This is a genomic window from Lelliottia sp. 7254-16 (assembly GCF_002922995.1).
Taxonomy (GTDB): domain Bacteria; phylum Pseudomonadota; class Gammaproteobacteria; order Enterobacterales; family Enterobacteriaceae; genus Enterobacter; species Enterobacter jeotgali.
Map to the genome: position 1 here is coordinate 1 of NZ_PQVS01000004.1, position 19,300 is coordinate 19,300.

The 19,300-nt window shown below is 55.3% G+C and carries 21 protein-coding genes and 1 pseudogene; 9 read left to right on the top strand and 13 right to left on the bottom strand.

Annotation, left to right across the window (positions count from 1 at the left end; translation table 11 throughout):
• Positions 1-120: pseudogene (locus C3708_RS06790) on the top strand (IS481 family transposase); the annotation flags it as partial.
• Positions 121-213: 93 nt separating this feature from the next.
• Here C3708_RS06790 and C3708_RS06795 read toward each other — a convergent pair.
• The 4 genes from C3708_RS06795 to C3708_RS23765 all read right to left on the bottom strand — a co-directional run bounded on the left by C3708_RS06795 (position 214) and on the right by C3708_RS23765 (position 3,009).
• A complete protein-coding gene (locus tag C3708_RS06795; RefSeq protein ID WP_103948475.1) occupies positions 214-693 on the bottom strand; it encodes a heme-binding protein in 480 nt (159 codons plus the stop codon).
• An 88-nt stretch (positions 694-781) separates the two neighbouring features.
• Positions 782-1,393: a response regulator transcription factor gene (locus C3708_RS06800; RefSeq protein WP_103948476.1), complete on the bottom strand. Its 612-nt coding sequence runs from the start codon at positions 1,391-1,393 to the stop codon at positions 782-784.
• The gene (locus tag C3708_RS06805; protein WP_103948477.1) at positions 1,386-2,711 is read right to left on the bottom strand and encodes a sensor histidine kinase; all 1,326 of its coding nucleotides are present in this window, start codon (positions 2,709-2,711) and stop codon (positions 1,386-1,388) included. The genes C3708_RS06800 and C3708_RS06805 overlap by 8 nt, the downstream gene beginning before the upstream one ends.
• A 130-nt stretch (positions 2,712-2,841) precedes the next feature.
• Positions 2,842-3,009 (bottom strand): hypothetical protein, encoded by a 168-nt coding sequence (locus C3708_RS23765; RefSeq protein WP_165790662.1) that lies wholly within the window; start codon positions 3,007-3,009, stop codon positions 2,842-2,844.
• Between the two features lie 244 nt (positions 3,010-3,253).
• On the opposite strand from C3708_RS23765, the gene C3708_RS06810 reads away from it, so the two are divergent.
• From C3708_RS06810 to C3708_RS06825, 4 genes are read left to right on the top strand one after another with little or no spacing between them, the layout of a single operon-like run.
• A complete protein-coding gene (locus C3708_RS06810; RefSeq protein ID WP_103948478.1) occupies positions 3,254-4,084 on the top strand; it encodes an ABC transporter substrate-binding protein in 831 nt (276 codons plus the stop codon).
• A 1-nt stretch (position 4,085) separates the two neighbouring features.
• Positions 4,086-4,901 (top strand): amino acid ABC transporter ATP-binding protein, encoded by an 816-nt coding sequence (locus tag C3708_RS06815; protein WP_103948479.1) that lies wholly within the window; start codon positions 4,086-4,088, stop codon positions 4,899-4,901.
• Positions 4,901-5,671, top strand: coding sequence for an amino acid ABC transporter permease (locus C3708_RS06820; RefSeq protein ID WP_103948480.1), 771 nt, complete (start codon positions 4,901-4,903; stop codon positions 5,669-5,671). The genes C3708_RS06815 and C3708_RS06820 overlap by 1 nt, the downstream gene beginning before the upstream one ends.
• Positions 5,668-6,354 carry an amino acid ABC transporter permease gene (locus C3708_RS06825; RefSeq protein WP_103948481.1) on the top strand — a complete coding sequence of 229 codons (687 nt, stop codon included), beginning with the start codon at positions 5,668-5,670 and terminating at the stop codon, positions 6,352-6,354. The genes C3708_RS06820 and C3708_RS06825 overlap by 4 nt, the downstream gene beginning before the upstream one ends.
• Here the strand turns inward: C3708_RS06825 and fumD are convergent.
• The 4 genes from fumD to C3708_RS06845 form a co-directional block, all read right to left on the bottom strand.
• Positions 6,335-6,544 (bottom strand): fumarate hydratase FumD, encoded by a 210-nt coding sequence (gene fumD / locus C3708_RS06830; protein ID WP_045401410.1) that lies wholly within the window; start codon positions 6,542-6,544, stop codon positions 6,335-6,337. The two genes, C3708_RS06825 and fumD, sit on opposite strands and share 20 nt — an antisense overlap.
• A 129-nt stretch (positions 6,545-6,673) precedes the next feature.
• A complete protein-coding gene (locus tag C3708_RS06835; RefSeq protein WP_006174916.1) occupies positions 6,674-7,486 on the bottom strand; it encodes a MetQ/NlpA family ABC transporter substrate-binding protein in 813 nt (270 codons plus the stop codon).
• Between the two features lie 26 nt (positions 7,487-7,512).
• Complete coding sequence (locus tag C3708_RS06840) at positions 7,513-8,181, bottom strand: methionine ABC transporter permease (RefSeq protein ID WP_095281765.1); 669 nt, start codon at positions 8,179-8,181, stop codon at positions 7,513-7,515.
• Entirely contained in the window at positions 8,174-9,196 is a 1,023-nt protein-coding gene (locus C3708_RS06845) for a methionine ABC transporter ATP-binding protein (RefSeq protein WP_103948482.1), read from the bottom strand. The genes C3708_RS06840 and C3708_RS06845 overlap by 8 nt, the downstream gene beginning before the upstream one ends.
• Positions 9,197-9,594: 398 nt before the next feature.
• On the opposite strand from C3708_RS06845, the gene C3708_RS06850 reads away from it, so the two are divergent.
• The 4 genes from C3708_RS06850 to C3708_RS06865 all read left to right on the top strand — a co-directional run bounded on the left by C3708_RS06850 (position 9,595) and on the right by C3708_RS06865 (position 14,467).
• Positions 9,595-10,965, top strand: a complete 1,371-nt coding sequence (locus tag C3708_RS06850) for a cystathionine beta-synthase (RefSeq protein ID WP_103948483.1) — start codon at positions 9,595-9,597, stop codon at positions 10,963-10,965.
• 12 nt (positions 10,966-10,977) lie between these two features.
• A complete protein-coding gene (locus tag C3708_RS06855; RefSeq protein ID WP_103948805.1) occupies positions 10,978-12,123 on the top strand; it encodes a PLP-dependent aspartate aminotransferase family protein in 1,146 nt (381 codons plus the stop codon).
• Between the two features lie 377 nt (positions 12,124-12,500).
• Positions 12,501-13,922: a pyruvate kinase PykF gene (gene pykF / locus C3708_RS06860; RefSeq protein ID WP_095281762.1), complete on the top strand. Its 1,422-nt coding sequence runs from the start codon at positions 12,501-12,503 to the stop codon at positions 13,920-13,922.
• Positions 13,923-14,230: 308 nt separating this feature from the next.
• Positions 14,231-14,467, top strand: coding sequence for a major outer membrane lipoprotein (locus tag C3708_RS06865; RefSeq protein ID WP_095281761.1), 237 nt, complete (start codon positions 14,231-14,233; stop codon positions 14,465-14,467).
• 62 nt (positions 14,468-14,529) lie between these two features.
• Here C3708_RS06865 and C3708_RS06870 read toward each other — a convergent pair whose 3' ends face one another.
• The 5 genes from C3708_RS06870 to sufC form a co-directional block, all read right to left on the bottom strand.
• Positions 14,530-15,555 carry a L,D-transpeptidase family protein gene (locus C3708_RS06870; protein WP_103946439.1) on the bottom strand — a complete coding sequence of 342 codons (1,026 nt, stop codon included), beginning with the start codon at positions 15,553-15,555 and terminating at the stop codon, positions 14,530-14,532.
• 97 nt (positions 15,556-15,652) lie between these two features.
• Positions 15,653-16,069, bottom strand: coding sequence for a cysteine desulfuration protein SufE (gene sufE / locus C3708_RS06875; RefSeq protein ID WP_095281759.1), 417 nt, complete (start codon positions 16,067-16,069; stop codon positions 15,653-15,655).
• A gap of 14 nt (positions 16,070-16,083) precedes the next feature.
• Positions 16,084-17,304: a cysteine desulfurase SufS gene (gene sufS / locus C3708_RS06880; protein WP_103948484.1), complete on the bottom strand. Its 1,221-nt coding sequence runs from the start codon at positions 17,302-17,304 to the stop codon at positions 16,084-16,086.
• The gene (gene sufD, locus C3708_RS06885; RefSeq protein ID WP_095281757.1) at positions 17,301-18,572 is read right to left on the bottom strand and encodes a Fe-S cluster assembly protein SufD; all 1,272 of its coding nucleotides are present in this window, start codon (positions 18,570-18,572) and stop codon (positions 17,301-17,303) included. Before sufD ends, sufS begins: the two co-directional genes overlap by 4 nt.
• Entirely contained in the window at positions 18,547-19,293 is a 747-nt protein-coding gene (gene sufC / locus C3708_RS06890; protein ID WP_095281756.1) for a Fe-S cluster assembly ATPase SufC, read from the bottom strand. Before sufC ends, sufD begins: the two co-directional genes overlap by 26 nt.
• Between the last annotated feature and the right edge of the window lie 7 nt (positions 19,294-19,300).

The following is a 19,300-nucleotide window of genomic DNA, read 5'->3' on the forward strand; positions in this document are numbered from 1 at the left end:
GAATATGTGGGACTGAAGGAAGGGGCTGAAGATGGCTGTTATGAGGTGTGGTGGTACAGCACGAAAGTGGGGGTGATCGACCTGAAGAAAAAGTCGATCACCATGGGTAAAGGATGTTAAATAGTGTTCACCATGTCCCCGAACACCTGTCTACCATGTCCCCGGACCGTACAATGGGAGAGGGCCGGGGTGAGGGCACCAGACCGCACAAAACTACTTCTTCAACCCATCCAGCGCCTGCTGTGCACACGCCTCATCCAGCTGACCGCCCGGCGCACCGCCAATACCGATCGCACCAATCACTTCATCGCCCTCTTTCACCGGCAAACCACCCGCCAGCAATAAGAAGCCCGGCACGTCACGCATATTCTGCGCGCCCGCGTTGCTCTGCGCGGATTCCATCACTTTACCGGAAGCATTTTTGGTGCTGAGCGCCGTGAAGGCTTTCATTTCACTGGCTTTCACCGTGTGCGGACCGGCGTTATCGGTGCGCTGAACCGCTTTCACCACGCCCGCGCGATCCACCACCGTCACGCTCACCTGATAATTTTTGGCGCTACAGGCCTGAATCGCCGCACTCGCCAGGGCATTCGCCTGGGTCAGAGAGATATTTTTTTGGGTCAGGGTTTCTGCCTGAGCTGACACCGAAACCATTCCTGCCAGCAGCGCGGCGACCGTCATGAACTTTTTCATCGCAATTCCTCGAATGTGGGAGACAACGCGATGCTATCGGGATGTGCGACTGAGCGGTATTCGGTTGATTACGCAGCCCACCTGGTAGTTATACGGATTGCAATTTATCGTATTCGCGGATCGCCTGCACCAGGCTGCTCACGCCGAGTTTGGCAAACAGCGCCGCGCGGTGCGCTTCGACGGTTCGGGGAGACAAATTAAGCCGCGCCGCCACCTCTTTATTGCTGCGCCCTTCCATCAGCTCTGAAAGCACTTCGTGCTCGCGTGCAGTCAGCTGTTCAAACAGCGCTTTCACCCGCTTAAGTTCCTGCCAGTTGGCCGTGCGGCGCTGGCTCTCTTCGAATGCGCGGGCGAGAGTCTCGATGAGTTTATCGGCGTCCAGCGGCTTGGTAAAAAATTCAAACACGCCGGTGTGAAACGCGCGACGGCAGGCATCGACGCTGCCGTGTCCGGTCATGATAATCACCGGCAGCAACGGCCACGGCCACGCGCCCTCTTCCAGCCAGGTGAGACCGCCTTTGCCCGGCATGCGCATGTCCAGCAGCAGACAGCCGGTCAGCGCTTTTTCCGCGTCATGTTCCGCCGTAAACGCCTCGATGCTGGCGAAGGTTTGCACCTCCCAGCTCATACCCGACAGCAGAAACGCCATCGACTCGCGGATGGCGGCGTCGTCATCAATCAGATACACCACATTACTCATGCGCGGCTCCCTTACCCGGTTCCAGTTGTAATACGATCTGTGCCCCGCCCTGCGGCGCGTTGTCGAGCGTAATACTGCCATTCATGCGCATCATCAATGATTCCGTAAGCGTCATTCCGAGGCCAATTCCCTTTTCTCTGCCGCTGTAGAACGGCATAAACGCGTTCTGCAACGCCTCGGGGCTGAACCCCGGCCCGCCGTCGGTCATGATAATTTCCGTCACCCCGTTTTTACGCTGGCTGGAGATGTGCACCCAGCCGCGCGCGTTTTCTTGCTGCGCCTGAATGGCATTGCTGAGCAAGTTATGCAATACCTGCTCCAGCCACAGCCGGTCCGCCTGCACGCTCGCGGCCTGCGGCGGGAAATGGTGGCTGACGGTGATATGCTCATTTCTGCGCTCATGCTCCAGCAAATTGCCCACGTGCTGCCAGCACTCGGCCAAATCTATCTCGCTCAACGTGACTTTTTCCTGAACCACATGTTCACGAAAGCGCTTCAGCAGTTCACCGATGCGCTGAGTTTGGGTAAGCGCTGCGCCGAGTGCATGACTAGCCGCCTGCGTATTTTCCTGCACTAACTGCCGCTGCGCGCCCTGAATCCAGGTTTGCGTCGCCGTCAGCGGCTGATTGATCTCGTGCACAATCCCGGCGGTGATTTCCCCCAGCGTGTTGAGGCGCGCGTGCTGATAATACCAGGCGCGACGTTCGGCGTTTTGTCGCTGCAATCGCTGCCAGACCACGCCCGCCCCCACAGCGACAATGCCCGCCCAGCCGAGGAACAGCAGCGGGAAAAGTACCCAGCGGATGTTCAGCCAGCGTGGCTCGGCATCCGCCGTCAGCGTGAAGCGCTGCGTATGCTGGGGAAAATCGCGCTGCCAGTGCCAGAATGCCGTCGAAGGTTCAGGAATCGTTGCCGACAGATTGATGTGCAGAGGGGAAAATTCATGCGCCGTTGTGAGCAGCGAACGCAGATCGACAAGCACCCGGATCTGCCGCCACGGGTTGTAGAGCCAGTATTGTTCGTCGTCGAGTGGCTCAACGCGCGCGGCATCCAGCGCGCGGTCGTGTGTTTTTTCCAGGGCAAGGATCTGCGGGAATTTTTTACGCAGCGCCATCAGATCTTCATCGCCGTTCAGTAGCGGCAAAACAGATTCATTTTGGGTCAACACCGCGCTGATGCTGGAAAAAAGCGCGGTAAACTCGCGATCGCGTTCCCAGAACTGGCGGCGAATCTGTTCGGCATACAAAAGCACGCTGCTCAGCAGGCAGACAATTATCCAGACTATCAGAGCGCGTCGGATTAATTTTTGGCTAGTCATTCGGTCTTCAGGCGAGGTGATTTTTGCCTTTGACCTTAGCAGGTTGGCGGATTAAGAACAAAAAAATGCCGATACGCTGAGGTATCGGCTGCACAGTTCGTTCCAGTAGGTCAGGCGCGTACGCCGTAACTCAGCGTGGTGTTTTGTCATGGAACCACTCCGGGTCAATGTTGGCCACATCGACGCCATACAGACTGGCAATCGGCAGCACCGATTCAATAACACGTTGCGCGCTGTTCTCCGCACTCTCTGATTTGGCTGCAAAAAACCGCCGTAACGTATTCACCCAGTTTTGCATGGTCCGACTCCTCTCGATTGCGTCTGAACTCAGTTAAAACCCAAACTCGACGTAACGGAAATACCAATATCAGCTGACCATTGTCAGAATCCGCAAATGCGTCGTTTCCCGTCACTTACCCGTAACACCATGTTCACTAATAACTTTTCCTATATAGCAAAGAACATTTTCTTATTTGGCGATACATAACGCTTATGGGAGCGTATTCGAACAAAACAAAAACAACGGGAACTTTGAGGGAACTATGGCTACACACAAAAAGCATTATCACAGACTGGCGTTGGCATTGGGTTTACTGACCGCAGGCGGCTTTTTATCGACGCAGGCTCAGGCCGACCAGCTGGCGGATATCAAAGCCGCTGGCGTGGTGAAGGTCGCCACTTTTGATGCCAACCCGCCGTTTGGTTCTATCGATGCCAAAACCCACGATATCGTCGGGTATGACGTTGATTTCGCCAAAGCGCTGGCTAAAAAACTTGGCGTGAAGCTGGAGTTGGTCGCCACCAATCCGGCCAACCGCATTCCGCTGTTGCAGTCGGGCAAAGCCGATCTGATCGTCGCTGATATCACCATCACTCCGGAACGAGCGCAGGTGATTGACTTCTCCACGCCGTATTTTGTCACCGGTCAGCAGTTCCTGGTTCCGGCAAAATCAGCGGATAAACTGGATGATTACAGCAAAGCGCGCATTGGCGCGGTGAAAGGCACCACTGGCGAACAAGCACTGCATCAGCGTTTCCCGCAGTCTCGCGTGCTCTCCTATGACGATATTCCACTGGCGTTAACCGCCCTGCGTAACGGCAACGTGCAGGCGATTACTCAAGACAGCACCATTCTGGCTGGCCTGCTGGCACAGGCTCCGGATAAAGCCGATTTCAAAATCCTGCCAGACTTGCTCAGTAAAGAAGAGATCGGCGTGGGGGTGAAGAAAGGCGAAACCGCGCTGCTGAAAGTGGTTAACGACGAGCTGGTCAATCTGGAGAAAACCGGCGACGCGGCTAAAATTTATGACGTCTGGTTCGGCCCACAAACCCAGTCACCTCAGCCTCGCGCCTTTAAAATAGAAGCCCAGTAATATGCTCTCAGGTTTATTTTCACGCTCCGCGGCCCGTGCCGCGGATTTTTCACATCTGGACCAGGCAAGCGTTGAGTTCCGCGAGGTGGTTAAACGCTACGGCGATCACTCGGTTTTAAAAGGGATCAATCTCAGCATCAATCCCGGTGAAGTGGTGGCGATCCTCGGCCCGTCCGGTTCCGGTAAGTCCACGTTGATTCGTCTGATTAACCAGCTTGAGTCGCTGAACGGCGGCGAAATCCTGATTGACAACAAACCCACCGGCAAACTAACCGGCACGGCCCTGCGCCAGCTGCGCAGCCGGGTAGGATTTGTATTTCAGCAATTTAATCTTTACGCCCATCTGACCGCCAGCCAAAACATCAGCCTGGCGCTGGAACATGTTCACGGCTGGAAGCCACCGCAGGCCCTGGAACGTGCGCTAACGCTGCTGGATAAAGTCGGGATGGTGGAGAAAGCGGAGCATTACCCGGCAGAACTTTCCGGTGGGCAACAGCAGCGCGTGGCGATTGCCCGTGCGCTGGCGTCGTCGCCGCAAATTATCCTGTTTGATGAGCCGACATCAGCTCTCGATCCGGAGATGATTGGCGAAGTGTTGCAGGTGATGAAGGCCCTCGCCCATAGCGGTATCACGATGATCGTCGTAACCCATGAGATGCAGTTTGCCCGTGAAATTGCCGACCGGGTGGTGTTTATCGACGGCGGACAGATTCTGGAAACCGCCCCGCCGGAACAGTTCTTCCGCCATCCGGAACATCCACGCGCCCGACAGTTCCTGCAAAAGGTGCTTAACCCGCTGCATCAGGAGCAGCCGTGATGCCCGCCCTCGACTGGCAAGGGGTGCTTTCCGGACAGCCCTTACAGTGGATTTTTTCCGGTTTTCTCACCACGCTGTGGGTGACGCTCGCAGGCATGATTATCGCCAGCACGTTTGCCGTTCTGTTTTTGCTCCTGCGTCTGGCAGGCGGAAAAACGGGTAACGCAATCGTGGCGGTGTGGGTGTCGCTGTTTCGCAATACGCCGTTACTGGTCCAGCTGCTGTTCTGGTATTTCGCCGCCTGGAACGGGCTACCACGCGTGTTTCGCGACTATATCAACGCCGATCACAGTTGGTCGATTCTGCCGGGTGACGTCTGGTGGTTTACGCCGGAGTTTCTCTGTTCCGCCTGGGGGCTGGGGGTGTTCACGTCGGCGTTTTTGATCGAGGAGATCGCCTCAGGTTTACAGGCCGTTTCGACTGGACAGCGGCAGGCGGCGCTGGCGCAGGGGTTTTCGCCGTGGCGACTGTTCCACTACATCCTGCTGCCGCAGGGACTGGCGAATGCCTGGCAACCGGTGGTAGGCCAGTATCTGAACTTAATGAAACTCTCGTCGCTTGCAAGCGGCATTGGCTTTGCTGAGCTGACCTATCAGGTGCGGCAAATCGAGAGCTACAACGCCCACGCGCTGGAGGCCTTTACCGTCGGCACCGTGCTGTATTTGTTGACTGGCGTGGTGCTGGGATTGCTGCTGTTAAAACTGGGGCCAACGACCGCAAAACGTCGCCCGCGTCAAACGGCCATCAATACAGGGAGTGAACGCGCATGATCGCCGGACTGAACGTGATTACCGAAAATCTGGATTATCTGCTGTGGGGCCGGATGTCTGCGGGCGAGCCAGGCGGCGTGTTGCTGACGCTGCTGATGGCGCTGGGAGCTGCGGTGCTGGCTTTGCCGGGTGGGATTGCCCTCGCCGCGCTGGCCTGGCGTTTTCCGGGCATGGTGCGCAAAACGCTGTTCCTGTGGGCGGAGCTGATTCGCGGTATCCCGCTGATCTTCGTGATTTTCTGGATGTGGTATTTGCTGCCGCTATTGACCGGCGGTGACCTGCCCGGCGCGTTGACCGTGACGCTGGCGCTGGCGTGGTTTACCGCGGCGGCGGTGATGCACTCGGTGCTGGCCGGGCTTCGGGCCTTACTCAACGGACAATACGAGGCGGCATTAACGCAAGGATTTGGCACGCAGCAGACGCTGTGGCTGATCCTGCTGCCGCAGGTGTTACGCAATATTCTGCCGTCTCTGCTGGGGATTTTTATCAGCCTGCTGAAAGATACGTCGCTGGCCTTTATTGTCAACGTGCCGGAGCTGACGACCGTCGCCGGACAGGTGAACAACCGGGTGCAGATTTACCCGGCGGCCATTTTTATCTTTACCGGCGTGGTCTATTACCTGCTCTGCTGTGGGCTTGAGCAGGCAGCTAAACGCTGGCGCATTAACCAGCCAGCGCTTTAACCACCGTTTCCATTGCTTCTGTCGTCAATTCACTGCGTTTCACGCGCTGGTTCGCCAGCGCGGTGCGCAGCACCCCCGCAATGACAATATGCTTCGGCTCTTGCCCTAAATCCCGCATCTCAAGAACGACTTTCCCGACTACCCGGCACATTTCCTGATACAGCGCGTCGTCTTTAGTCACATTGCCCATTGCTATCACTCCATTGCTGTAAAGGAGCAGCTTAAATGATTAACAGAATGGATACAAAAAAGGGTGAGGAGAAACCGCGATTTCCCCTCACCCTAACCCTCTTCCAAAAGGAGAGGGAATCGGTCGTGCTTAGTTATTGACTGGGATCACTGCGCCTTTGTATTTGGTGCGGATCCAGTCCTGAATCTCTTTGGAGTGCAGCACGTCCACCAGCGCGACGATATCTTTCTTCTTCTCGTCGCCGCGATGCACGGTGATGATGTTCGCGTACGGGTTGTTCTCACCGCTTTCTACCGCAATCGGGTCGTGAACCGGGTCGAGACCGGCATCGATGGCGTAGTTGGCGTTGATCACCACCGCCGCGCCTTCGTCGTTGTTATACATCTGCGGCAGCAGAGAAGCTTCGACGTTCGGGGTGAACTGCAGTTTTTTCGGGTTTTCCACGATGTCGCTGATGCGCGCGGTCACTTTATCGATGCCAGGTTTGAGCTTAATCACCCCCTCTTTCTCGAAGATAGAGAGAATACGGCCCTCTTCAGACACCGCATCACGCATGATGATTTTGCCGCCTTCTGGCAGGTCTTTCAGCGATTTGTATTTTTTGGAGTAGATACCAATCGGCTCAATGTGAATAGCACCGGCACTGACGAAATCGTAATCTTTGTCGCCTGCATGGTCTTTCAGCACGCTGTTCAGGTAAGGGATGTGCTGGAAGTAGTTCGCGTCGATGTCACGTCCCGCCAGCGCAGTGTTTGGCAGGATGTAGTCCTGGAAAGGTTTGATCTCCAGATCGATACCCTGTTTCGCCAGAATCGGTTTCGCCTGCTCCAGAATTTCAGCGTGCGGGGTGTTGGATGCGCCAACGGTCAACGTATCCGCCCAGGAGGCAAAGCTCAGGGCGCTCAGGGTTGCGGCGGCAATCAGTGTCAGTGTCTTTTTCATGATGTGGTTCCTGTGTGTTATGAGTTTTATCGTTTATCTAACAGTGAAGTAATGACATCGCCGCAGAACTGGATGATGAAAACGATGATCAAAATGGTCACCGTTGCCACCAGCGTGACATCACCGTGGTTGCGCTGGAATCCTTCCAGATAAGCCAGATTTCCCAAACCGCCTGCCCCAATCACCCCCGCCATAGCGCTGTAGCTGACCAGTGCAATCAACGTGACCGTGATGCCTGATACCAGGGCAGGTGATGATTCCGGCAGTAATACCCGAAAAATTAAGGTGCTCAAACGTGCGCCCATCGAACGCGTCGCCTCGATCACCCCTTTGTCCACCTCGCGCAGAGCGATTTCCACCAGACGCGCATAAAACGGTGCGGCGCCGACAATCAGCGCCGGGAGCGCAGCGTTAGCGCCAAGAATGGTGCCGACGATGGTTTTAGTGAACGGAATCAGCAACACAATCAGGATGATGAACGGAATGGACCGGAAAACGTTCACCACAATCGAAATTACGCTGTAGACGGTGCGGTTGTGGAACAGCCCGCCGCGCGCGGTTAAGAACAGCGCCAGGCCCAGCACAATCCCCAGAACAAAGGTCGCAACACCAGAAATCGCGGTCATGTACAGCGTTTCCAGCGTCGCCGCCCACAGTTGCTCTACTTTCAGATGCGGAAAAAGATTCTCAAGCATGTTTAATCACCTCGCCTTCAATATCGCTGTGCTTCAGGTCGGCGAGGATATTGTTAAGTTGCTCTTCGGAAGCCACCACGTGCAGCCAGAGCTGGCCGAAAACGCCGTGCGCGGTTTGCGTCATTTTGCCGTGCAGAATGTTAAACGCCACGCCGTAGCGCAGGGTCAGTTCCCCGACAATCGGCTTATGCGTGCTGTGTCCGGTAAAGGTCAGACGGATAACAGTGCCTTCCAGTTCGTTCGCCAGTTCCGGGTTAAACGCTTCTTCCTCGGCGTACTGGCTGACCTGACGCACAAACTGCTGGGTGATCGGTTTTTGTGGATGGGTGAAGACGCTCAGAACATCGCCCTCCTCCACCACTTTGCCGTTTTCCATCACCGCCACGCGGTCACAGATTTTGCGCACCACGTGCATCTCGTGGGTGATCAGCACGATGGTGAGTTTGAAACGACGGTTAATGTCGAGCAGCAAATCGAGGATCTGATCGGTCGTTTGCGGATCGAGCGCAGACGTGGCTTCATCGCACAGCAGCACATCCGGATTATTCGCCAGCGCACGGGCGATGCCCACGCGCTGTTTCTGCCCGCCGCTGAGCTGCGACGGATAGGCGTTCTCGCGGCCCGTCAGCCCGACCAGCTCAACCAGTTCGGCAACGCGCGCTTTAATTTTCGCTTTCGGTACGCCCGCGATTTGCATCGAGAAGGCGATGTTTTCTGTCACCGTGCGCGACCACAGCAGGTTGAAGTGCTGGAACACCATGCTGATTTTCAGGCGCGCCTGACGCAGTTCTTCGCCTTTGGCTGCAGAGATATTCTGGCCGCTGATGGTCACGCTGCCCGATGTCGGCTTTTCCAGCCCATTCAGCAAACGAATCAGCGTACTTTTTCCGGCGCCGCTGTAGCCGATAATCCCGTAAATCTGCCCCTGCTCAACCGTCAAATTAACGTCATCCACGGCGGTTAACGCCACTTTTCCGTTGTCAAAAATCTTCGAAATATTCCTCAGAACTATCATTATTTTTCTTATCCGTTACGCGTATAGCGGTTTAGCAGTATGGATGTCCAAACGATAGTAATCAGAGGTTATCCTGTTTTAAATGAACAAAATCGAATGTCTTATAACGCAGAAGAATATGAAGCGTGCCGACTGGGCGCAGGACGATTAGCTTATTTTCAGCAATGATTAGCTGTGAAATGGATATGCAGCAGCGCCTCAGGCGCAAAAATGGTCATTTTTACCGCATTTTGTCCTTATATAGCCGTCCTCACATCTGGAGCACTTTACGGCTTTCCGCCCTTACTTCCAGAAAAGGCATTTATATTACTTTCCGTTCTAAAAGGCAGTGAAACGTTCTTTCTTGAGAAATTTTCATGGTCCTATCATCCAGCCATGTCCCTGTTAAGGAAAAGACCATGGCGATTTATCATTCCGTCACCGAACTGATTGGCCGCACGCCAATTATCCAGTTGCACAAGCTCGATACCGGCCTGTGCTCGCTGTTTTTGAAACTTGAAAACCAGAATCCGGGCGGTTCCATTAAGGACCGCGTGGCGCTGTCGATGATTAACGAAGCGGAGCGCAAAGGGCTGCTCGCGCCGGGCGGGACCATCATTGAAGCCACGGCAGGCAATACCGGGCTGGGGCTGGCGCTGATTGCGGCGCAAAAAGGTTACACGCTGGTGCTGGTGGTGCCGGACAAAATGAGCCGCGAGAAGATTTTCCATCTGCGCGCGCTGGGCGCTCAGGTGGTGCTGACCCGCTCAGACGTCAACAAGGGCCATCCGGCCTATTACCAGGATTATGCGCAGCGTCTGGCGCAGGAAATTCCGGGCAGTTTCTATATTGATCAGTTTAATAACGAGGCCAATCCGCTGGCGCACAGCACCTCCACCGCACCGGAGCTGTTTGAGCAACTGGACGGCAAAATCGACGCGATTGTCGTCGGCGTCGGTTCCGGCGGCACGCTTGGCGGGCTGCAGGCGTGGTTTGCGCAGCATTCCCCGCAAACTGAGTTTGTGTTAGCAGACCCGGCGGGATCGGTGCTGGCGGATCAGGTGGAATCGGGTCGTCATCAGGATGCGGGCTCGTGGCTGGTCGAAGGCATCGGCGAGGATTTCATTCCGCCGCTGGCACGTATCGAAGGGGTTCATCAGGCGTATCGTGTGACCGACCGCGAAGCCTTCACCACCGCCCGCGATCTGCTGAAAACTGAAGGTATTCTGGCGGGTTCTTCAAGCGGCACGCTGCTGGCGGCGGCGTTACGCTACTGCCAGGCGCAAACCACACCTAAACGCGTGGTCACCTTTGCCTGCGACAGCGGAAACAAATATCTGTCGAAAATGTTCAACGACGACTGGATGCGCCAGCAGGGGCTGATCTCCCGCCCGCAAACCGGCGATCTCTCTGACTATATCGCCCTGCGTCATGACGAAGGCGCGACCGTGACCGCCGCCCCGGATGACACCCTCGCCACCGTTCTCGCGCGTATGCGGCTGTACGACATTTCGCAGCTGCCGGTGCTGGACAACGGTCAGGTGGTCGGGATTGTCGACGAGTGGGATCTGGTCAGCCATATCGCAGGCGACGGTGAGCGCTTCGCCCTGCCCGTCACGCAAGCCATGACCCGCAACGTCGAAGTGCTCGACAAACACGCCTCAGAGAGCGCGCTGAAACCTATTTTTGACCGTGGTCTAGTAGCCGTCATTAACGACAGCAATCGCTTCCTCGGCCTGATTACGCGCAGCGATGTCCTCACCGTCTGGCGCAACCGTCTTCAACAATAAGGAACAATAATGATGAAAAACCTGGCAACTCTTAGCGTCCACAGCGGCGAGTTTAACGATCAGCACGGGGCGGTGATGCCGCCGATTTACGCCACCTCGACGTTTGCGCAACCGGCACCTGGCGAACATACGGGCTACGAATACTCGCGCAGCGGCAACCCAACGCGCCACGCCCTGGAAACGGCGATTGCTGAACTGGAAAGCGGCACGCGCGGATATGCTTTCGCGTCCGGTCTGGCGGCGATTTCCACCGTGCTGGAACTGCTGGACAAAGACAGCCATATCGTCGCCATTGACGATGTGTATGGCGGCACATATCGCCTGATTGAAAATGTGCGCAAACGCAGCACCGGCCTGCAGGTGAGCTGGGTAAAACCGGGAGATTTAGCGGCGCTGGAAGCGGCGATTCGCCCCGACACTAAAATGATTTGGGTAGAGACGCCGACCAATCCGCTGCTGAAACTGGCGGATCTCGCCGGCATTGCGGAGATTGCGCGCCGCCACAACATCATCAGCGTGGCGGATAATACCTTTGCCTCGCCGGTGATTCATCGCCCGCTGGAGTTTGGCTTTGATATCGTCGTGCATTCTGCAACCAAATATCTCAACGGCCATTCTGATGTGGTGGCGGGCCTGGCGGTGGTCGGCGATAACAGCGAACTGGCTGACCAGCTGGGCTATCTGCAAAACGCCGTCGGCGGTGTGCTCGATCCGTTCAGCAGCTTCCTGACGCTACGCGGGATTCGCACCCTCGCCTTGCGCGTCGAAAAACACAGCGCCAATGCGCTGGCGATTGCGCAATGGCTGGAGCAGCACCCACAGGTTGAAAAAGTGTGGTTCCCGTGGCTGGAATCGCATCCACATTATCAGCTGGCACGTGAACAGATGGCGTTGCCGGGCGGGATGATTTCTGTGGTGGTAAAAGGCGATGCGCAACAGGCCACCGTCATTATCCGCAAGCTGAAACTGTTCACTCTGGCAGAGAGCCTGGGCGGGGTTGAAAGCCTGGTCAGCCAGCCGTACAGCATGACACACGCGTCTATTCCGCTTGAGCAGCGCTTAGCCAATGGCATTGTTCCGCAGCTGATTCGTTTGTCCGTTGGGATTGAAGATGCGAACGATTTAATTGCCGACCTTGAGCAAGCGCTGAAAAACTAAGCAATTTGCGGCAGGCCGTGCGTCTGCCGCAACAAGATGCCATTTCGCCTTAACGCCTTGATAACAATCTTTGTGAAACTGCACAGAATGTTTTTGAAACACCGTTTCCATTTTCCTTTTATCTGAAAATCAGCGTATAATGCGCGCCTAATCCCTGGGTGAATGGTTTCAGCGCTTGGAATACAAAAAACAACGTACAACTGCAACTCTCCTTCATTGGGCCAACACTCAGGCACACTTTCTTCTGCACGCTCATTTGATGTCACCTATCCTTAGTGCGTGTCATACAAAATTTCGCTACACAGGTTTGACTCTGCGGCAGTGCGCCCCCGGAGCGAGATTCCCATATCCTTCCCAACTTAAAGACTAAGACTGTCATGAAAAAGACGAAAATTGTTTGCACCATCGGCCCGAAAACCGAATCTGAAGAGATGCTGAGCAAAATGCTGGACGCCGGCATGAACGTAATGCGTCTGAACTTCTCCCACGGCGACTATGCTGAACACGGTCAGCGTATTCAGAACTTGCGCAACGTGATGAGCAAGACCGGTAAAAAAGCAGCCATCCTGCTTGATACCAAAGGCCCTGAAATCCGCACCATCAAACTGGAAGGCGGAAACGACGTTTCCCTGAAAGCGGGCCAGACCTTCACCTTCACCACCGACAAAACCGTTGTGGGTAACAGCGACATCGTTGCTGTGACTTACGAAGGCTTCACCACCGACCTGTCCGTTGGCAACACCGTTCTGGTGGATGATGGCCTGATCGGTATGGAAGTGACTGCCATCGAAGGCAAAAACGTTGTTTGTAAAGTGCTGAACAACGGCGACCTGGGCGAAAACAAAGGCGTTAACCTGCCAGGTGTTTCCATCGCGCTGCCAGCTCTGGCTGAAAAAGACAAACAAGACCTGATCTTCGGTTGCGAACAAGGCGTTGATTTCGTTGCGGCGTCCTTTATCCGTAAACGTTCTGACGTGACTGAAATCCGTGAGCACCTGAAAGCGCACGGCGGCGAGAAGATCCAGATCATCTCCAAAATCGAAAACCAGGAAGGCCTGAACAACTTCGACGAAATCCTCGAAGCGTCTGACGGCATCATGGTTGCACGTGGCGATCTGGGCGTTGAAATCCCGGTTGAAGAAGTGATCTTCGCGCAGAAGATGATGATCGAGAAATGTGTGCGTGCACGTAAAGTGGTTATCACTGCCACGCAGATGCTCGACTCCATGATCAAAAACCCACGCCCTACCCGCGCTGAAGCTGGCGACGTGGCGAACGCCATCCTCGACGGTACTGATGCCGTGATGCTGTCTGGCGAATCCGCGAAAGGTAAATACCCGCTGGAAGCTGTGACCATCATGGCCACTATCTGCGAACGTACTGACCGTGTGATGACCAGCCGTCTGGATAACAGCAACGACAGCCGTAAACTGCGTATCACCGAAGCCGTTTGCCGTGGTGCCGTTGAAACTGCTGAGAAACTGGACGCCCCGCTGATCGTGGTTGCAACCCAGGGCGGTAAATCCGCTAAAGCCGTACGTAAATACTTCCCTAACGCGACCATTCTGGCGCTGACCACCAACGAAACCACTGCACGTCAGCTGGTTCTGAGCAAAGGCGTGATCCCACACCTGGTAAAAGAGATCGCCTCTACTGACGATTTCTACCGTCTGGGTAAAGAAGTCGCTCTGCAGCTGGTTGATCGCGGTCTGGCGCGTAAAGGTGACGTTGTGGTGATGGTTTCTGGTGCTCTGGTACCAAGCGGAACGACCAATACTGCATCTGTTCACGTGCTGTAATCATTCTCAAACGAATTAATTTCGTAAAAAGCGCCCTCTGGGCGCTTTTTTTATTTATGGCATTAGCCAGTTTTATTCAAAATGCAAATCGAGTTTTTCTATTTAAGAGTGAATTATCTAAGACGAATCCGATGAAAAATGTCTTTTTTAACATGGCTTTTTAGGCAAAAGAGGCAGATTCGTTGTTTCTTTGAGCGAACGATCAAAAATAGGGGTATTCCCATCAAAAAAATATTCTCAACATAAAAAACTTTGTGTAATACTTGTAACGCTACATGGAGATTAACTCAATCTAGAGGGTATTAATAATGAATCGTACTAAACTGGTACTGGGCGCGGTAATCCTGGCTTCTACTATGCTGGCTGGTTGTTCTAGCAATGCTAAAATCGACCAACTGTCTTCTGACGTTCAGACTCTGAACGCTAAAGTTGACCAGCTGAGCAACGACGTGAACGCAATCCGTTCTGACGTTCAGGCTGCTAAAGACGACGCAGCACGCGCTAACCAGCGTCTGGACAACCAGGCTACTAAATACCGTAAGTAATAGTACCTGTTAATAAAATGGCGCACATTGTGCGCCATTTTTTTTGTCTCTCATCCATCGCCCTACTGCGTCACCACCTCTTTCGTATTCTCACTTTCCGCCACCGCCGCTGAGGCGCGACTGTTTTGCACCGACAACACCGGATTATTGGCTGATGCGGAAGGTCCGTTTCCCGCTGTGACCGCAACCGGGATGCCTGCACGACGCGACAGCGCTTTATCAATCAGCACTTTGTCAGTGCCTTCACGCGTGGCAAATGACGTAAAATCGGCATTGTGAACGATTGGCGTGGTTTGCGGATTCTCGCCCTCGACCTGCGCCAGCGGGCGATGCACTTCCACATAGCTTCTGCCATCAGGTTCAACCGAGAATTTTACCGGCTCATTGATGATCTGCACGCGTGTCCCCACGCGAGCCTGCTCGAACAGCGCTTTAATATCTGGCGCATTCATGCGCATACAGCCCGAACTCACGCGCAGACCGACGCTGTCCGGCGCACTGGTCCCATGAATCAGATACTCGCCGTTACCTATCCCCAGACGCAGCGCGAAGCGCCCCAGCGGGTTGTTAGGGCCTGCCGGGACTACCGGCGGCAATTTGATACCCTGCGCAAGAGAACGCGCTCTGATGCCCGGTGTAGGTGTCCAGGTTGGATTTGGGATTTTCTGACTCACACGCGTGGTGCTCACCGGCGTTTCCAGCCCCAGTTGACCAATCCCGAGCGGATAGACCTGCACGATATTTTCGCCCGGCGGGAAATAATAGAGTCGCAGCTCGGCGAGGTTCACCACAATGCCTTCACGCGGCGTATCCGGGAGCAGCATTTGCGACGGAATGGTAATCACCGTGCCCGGCGCGGGATAGATAGGGGCAATGGTATTATTGGTTTCGAGGATCAGCTGCGCCGCCGTATTAAATCGTCGGGCAATCGCCTGTAAATTTTTGTCCCCTTCCTGGATGGCGTAGGTTTGATTTTGACCAATAAGGCGGCTGCCCGCTGGCGGCAACGGATAATCCATCGCGCTGGCAGAATTAAGACCACCAAAAGTGCTAAGCAGTAAAAGTGTAATTATCGACGCGCGCTTCATACTGAGATTCCTTATTCACTGGCAGAACGCCAGAAAGCCGAAAAACCAGCGAGGTGGGAGCCACCTCGCGAAACAGAATGAATGCAGTCTTTTTAGTTTAGCTAATGTTGGACGCTTTGTTGCGGATTGCGCGGATCATCGCTTCCAGCCCCTGAGAACGGGAAGGCGTTAAGTGCTGAGTCAGGGCCATTTTTTCAAACCACGGACGCACGTCAAAAGCCACAATGTCCTGAGCGGACATCTGGTGATAGAGGATGAAAACAACGGCAACCAGCCCTTTAACAATGGCCGCATCGCTGTCGCCCTGCAGTTCTATCACACCGCCATCGGTCTGATTCATCACGATCCACACCTGGCTTTGACAGCCCTGAATCGTATTCTCCGGGCTGTGATCCTCTTCGCTGAGGGCAGGCAAACGCTGGCCCAGCTCAATAATGTACAGGTATTTCTCTTCCCAGTTGGCGCAACGACTAAAGTTACGCAACAGCTTATCTCTGTCCGGCAACGCGGCCATGTCTTGCCTCTCTTTTAACCCAGCAGGTGGTGGATGCGTTTCAGCCCCGTCACCAGCCTGTCGATCTCTTCCGTTGTGTTATACATCACCAGCGACGCGCGGCACATCGCCGGGACCTGGTAAAACGCCATCAGCGGCATGGCGCAGTGATGCCCGGTACGCACGGCCACGCCGTAGTTATCGAGAAAACTGCCGACGTCGTAGGCGTGATGTTTACCCAGATTAAAGGCAATCACCCCTTTACGCGAATCCGGGCCGTAAAGCGCCAGATCCGGCACGCTGGCGAGTTCTGCCAGCGCATAGTGCATCAGCGTCTCTTCATATTCCGCAATCGCGTCCAGCCCAATGGCTGACACGTACTGAATAGCTGCGCCAAGACCGATGATCCCGCCCGTATTCGGCGTGCCTGCTTCAAAGCGCCACGGTGCTTTCGCGTAGGTGGTGCCTTGCGTCAGGCTAACGGTGGCGATCATCGACCCGCCCCCTTCCCACGGCGGCATCGCCTGCAGGATATCCTCTTTTACATACAGCACGCCAATCCCGGTCGGGCCATACAGTTTGTGACCGGAGAAAACATAAAAATCGCAATCCAGCGCCTGCACGTCGATGGTGTGGTGCATGATCGCCTGCGCGCCGTCCACCAGCACTTTCGCGCCAGATTGGTGGGCCTTGGCGATGATCTCCGCTATCGGGTTTTCGGTGCCAAGCACATTGGAAATCTGGGTGATGGCCACCAGTCGCGTGCGATCGTCGAGCAGGGAATCCAGCGCCTCCAGCTGCAAGGTACCGTCCTGATTCAACGGAATCACCCGCAGTTGGGCGCCCACGCGCTCACAAAGCATCTGCCACGGCACGATATTGGCGTGGTGTTCCATCTGCGTAATGATGATGTTGTCACCCGCGTGGACCTGCGCGCTGCCCCAGCTGTTCGCCACCAGGTTAATGCCTTCGGTGGTACCCCGCACAAACACCAACTCTTCCGGCGAGCGGGCGTTAAGGAACGCGGCAATTTGCGTGCGCACGTTTTCCATGCGCTGCGTCGCTTCGGCGCTCAGGGTGTGAATGCCGCGATGCACCGCTGCGTAGCCGTGGCGATAGAATTCCGCCTCGGCGTCGATCACCTGATTCGGCTTCTGCGCGCTGGCTGCGCTGTCGAGATAGGCAAGCGGCAGACCGTTCACTTCACGGGTCAGGACGGGGAAATCCGCCCGCACTTTCTCTACGGGAAAACTCATGCTTCGCCTCCTGGCAAACGCTGGCCAATGCGCGCCAGCACCTGCTGTTTCAGGGTTTCATCGCGTAGCGCTTCCGTCAGTTCTGCGGCAAACGCGTAGATGATCATTTTCTGCGCCGCGTGTTTGTCGATCCCGCGCGAGCGCAGATAGAACATCTGTTCATCGTCGATCCGTCCTACCGTCGCCCCGTGGCTACACTTGACGTCATCGGCATAAATTTCAAGCTGCGGCTTGGTGTCCACTTCCGCCAGACGCCCGAGCAGCAGATTGTTGTTGGTCATCTGCCCGTCAGTTTTGATGGCATGTTGCGCCACGTTAATCAGGCCGTTAAACACCGCGCGACCTTTGTCGTTGGCGATAACTTTGTGCATCTGACGGCTGTTGCAGTAGCCCTTGTTGTGCTCAAGCCAGGTTCGGGTATCGCACACTTCTGACTTAACCGGCATCGCCAGGCTGTTGATGCGAAGCGTGGTGTTTTCACCGTTCAACTGGGTGCTGGTATTGTGACGCAGCACCGCCCCGCCGAGCAGGAAACTGTGGCTGTACGCCGCCGCATCCGGCCCCATCAAAATGTCGTTATGGGCAAAGTGATGGCTGACCGGGTTTTCAAACGCCAGCTTGATGTGATGCAGTTGGGCGTTGGCCGCCACGTTCATGGTCAGGCGCGCGCCAGTAAAGTGTTTGGTGTCATTGAGGCTAACGTAGTGCTCGATGATCGTCGCTTCCGCGCCTTCTGCCAGCTCAAAATGGTGTCGATAATGCGCCGTGTTGACCTCTTCGCCGTCCAGCCCCTGGGTGATGTGCAACAGCAGCAGCGGTTTTGCCGGGCGCTGATTACGCTTCACGCGGATGTGGGTGACGCTCGCCGCGAGACTTTCTGTCAGATGCAGGAACACTTCTGGCTGCACAGGGGCGGGCAACGCCTGGCGCTGATCGTTAATCTCGACCTCAAAGCCGCTCGTCTCAGTACTGTCGCTCAGTTCAGGCTGATAGCGTCCGTCGACAAACACCAGCCGCACGGCGTCCACATTCAGCGCCAGGGCATCACGCTGCGCCGGAGCGACCTCCGCCAGACGGGTAACGAACTGACTGTTGAGCAGGCCGTCCAGCGGCGTGTATTTCCAGTTCTCATGCTTGCGCGTCGGCAGGCCGAGACGCAGCATCTGTTGCAAGTGCTGTTGCGCCTGTTCGGATCGCGTTTCGCCCTGGGTTTCAAACAGGCGATGCCACTGCTGCAGCGCGTTACTGCTGTTCGGTAAGCCAGCCATAGCCCTGCTCCTCCAGTTGTTTGACCAGAGTAAAATCACCGGATTTCACGATGCGGCCCTGATACAGGACGTGGACGTAATCCGGTTTGATGTAGTCCAGAATACGCTGATAGTGGGTGACGATAATGAACGAGCGCTTGCCGTCGCGCAGGGAGTTCACGCCGTCAGCTACAATTTTCAGCGCATCGATGTCCAGACCAGAGTCTGTTTCATCCAGAATGCACAGTTCAGGCTCCAGCACCGCCATTTGCAGGATATCGTTACGCTTTTTCTCGCCGCCGGAGAAACCGACGTTCACGGAACGGGTCAGCAAATCTTCCGGCATTTTCAGCAGTTTGATCTTCTCTTCCATCAGATCCTGGAAGTCAAAGCGATCAAGTTCTTCCTCGCCACGGTATTTGCGCACCGCATTCAGCGAGGTTTGCAGGAAGAACTGATTACTGACGCCAGGGATCTCGACCGGATACTGGAAGGCCATAAAGATGCCTTCACCCGCGCGGTCTTCCGGCGACAGTTCGAGTAAATCTTTGCCTTTAAACTCGACGGAACCGCCGACCACTTCATAATCTTCACGCCCGGCCAGCGTTGCAGAAAGCGTACTTTTCCCCGAGCCGTTCGGCCCCATAATGGCGTGCACTTCCCCTGGGCGGACGTCAATGTTCAGCCCGCGCAGGATCGCTTTATCTTCAACACTGACCTGTAAATCTTTAATGCTTAACATGTTTTTT

Coding starts and splice junctions, on each gene's coding strand:
- fumD (WP_045401410.1), bottom strand. CDS start 6,544: ATGGGCAATGTGACTAAAGACGACGCGCTGTATCAGGAAATGTGCCGG.
- sufD (WP_095281757.1), bottom strand. CDS start 18,572: ATGGCTGGCTTACCGAACAGCAGTAACGCGCTGCAGCAGTGGCATCGC.
- C3708_RS06835 (WP_006174916.1), bottom strand. CDS start 7,486: ATGAAAAAGACACTGACACTGATTGCCGCCGCAACCCTGAGCGCCCTG.
- C3708_RS06850 (WP_103948483.1), top strand. CDS start 9,595: ATGGCGATTTATCATTCCGTCACCGAACTGATTGGCCGCACGCCAATT.
- sufE (WP_095281759.1), bottom strand. CDS start 16,069: ATGGCCGCGTTGCCGGACAGAGATAAGCTGTTGCGTAACTTTAGTCGT.
- C3708_RS06805 (WP_103948477.1), bottom strand. CDS start 2,711: ATGACTAGCCAAAAATTAATCCGACGCGCTCTGATAGTCTGGATAATT.
- C3708_RS23765 (WP_165790662.1), bottom strand. CDS start 3,009: ATGCAAAACTGGGTGAATACGTTACGGCGGTTTTTTGCAGCCAAATCA.
- C3708_RS06855 (WP_103948805.1), top strand. CDS start 10,978: ATGAAAAACCTGGCAACTCTTAGCGTCCACAGCGGCGAGTTTAACGAT.
- C3708_RS06840 (WP_095281765.1), bottom strand. CDS start 8,181: ATGCTTGAGAATCTTTTTCCGCATCTGAAAGTAGAGCAACTGTGGGCG.
- sufC (WP_095281756.1), bottom strand. CDS start 19,293: ATGTTAAGCATTAAAGATTTACAGGTCAGTGTTGAAGATAAAGCGATC.
- C3708_RS06870 (WP_103946439.1), bottom strand. CDS start 15,555: ATGAAGCGCGCGTCGATAATTACACTTTTACTGCTTAGCACTTTTGGT.
- sufS (WP_103948484.1), bottom strand. CDS start 17,304: ATGAGTTTTCCCGTAGAGAAAGTGCGGGCGGATTTCCCCGTCCTGACC.
- C3708_RS06825 (WP_103948481.1), top strand. CDS start 5,668: ATGATCGCCGGACTGAACGTGATTACCGAAAATCTGGATTATCTGCTG.
- C3708_RS06795 (WP_103948475.1), bottom strand. CDS start 693: ATGAAAAAGTTCATGACGGTCGCCGCGCTGCTGGCAGGAATGGTTTCG.
- C3708_RS06800 (WP_103948476.1), bottom strand. CDS start 1,393: ATGAGTAATGTGGTGTATCTGATTGATGACGACGCCGCCATCCGCGAG.
- C3708_RS06865 (WP_095281761.1), top strand. CDS start 14,231: ATGAATCGTACTAAACTGGTACTGGGCGCGGTAATCCTGGCTTCTACT.
- pykF (WP_095281762.1), top strand. CDS start 12,501: ATGAAAAAGACGAAAATTGTTTGCACCATCGGCCCGAAAACCGAATCT.
- C3708_RS06810 (WP_103948478.1), top strand. CDS start 3,254: ATGGCTACACACAAAAAGCATTATCACAGACTGGCGTTGGCATTGGGT.
- C3708_RS06815 (WP_103948479.1), top strand. CDS start 4,086: ATGCTCTCAGGTTTATTTTCACGCTCCGCGGCCCGTGCCGCGGATTTT.
- C3708_RS06845 (WP_103948482.1), bottom strand. CDS start 9,196: ATGATAGTTCTGAGGAATATTTCGAAGATTTTTGACAACGGAAAAGTG.
- C3708_RS06820 (WP_103948480.1), top strand. CDS start 4,901: ATGCCCGCCCTCGACTGGCAAGGGGTGCTTTCCGGACAGCCCTTACAG.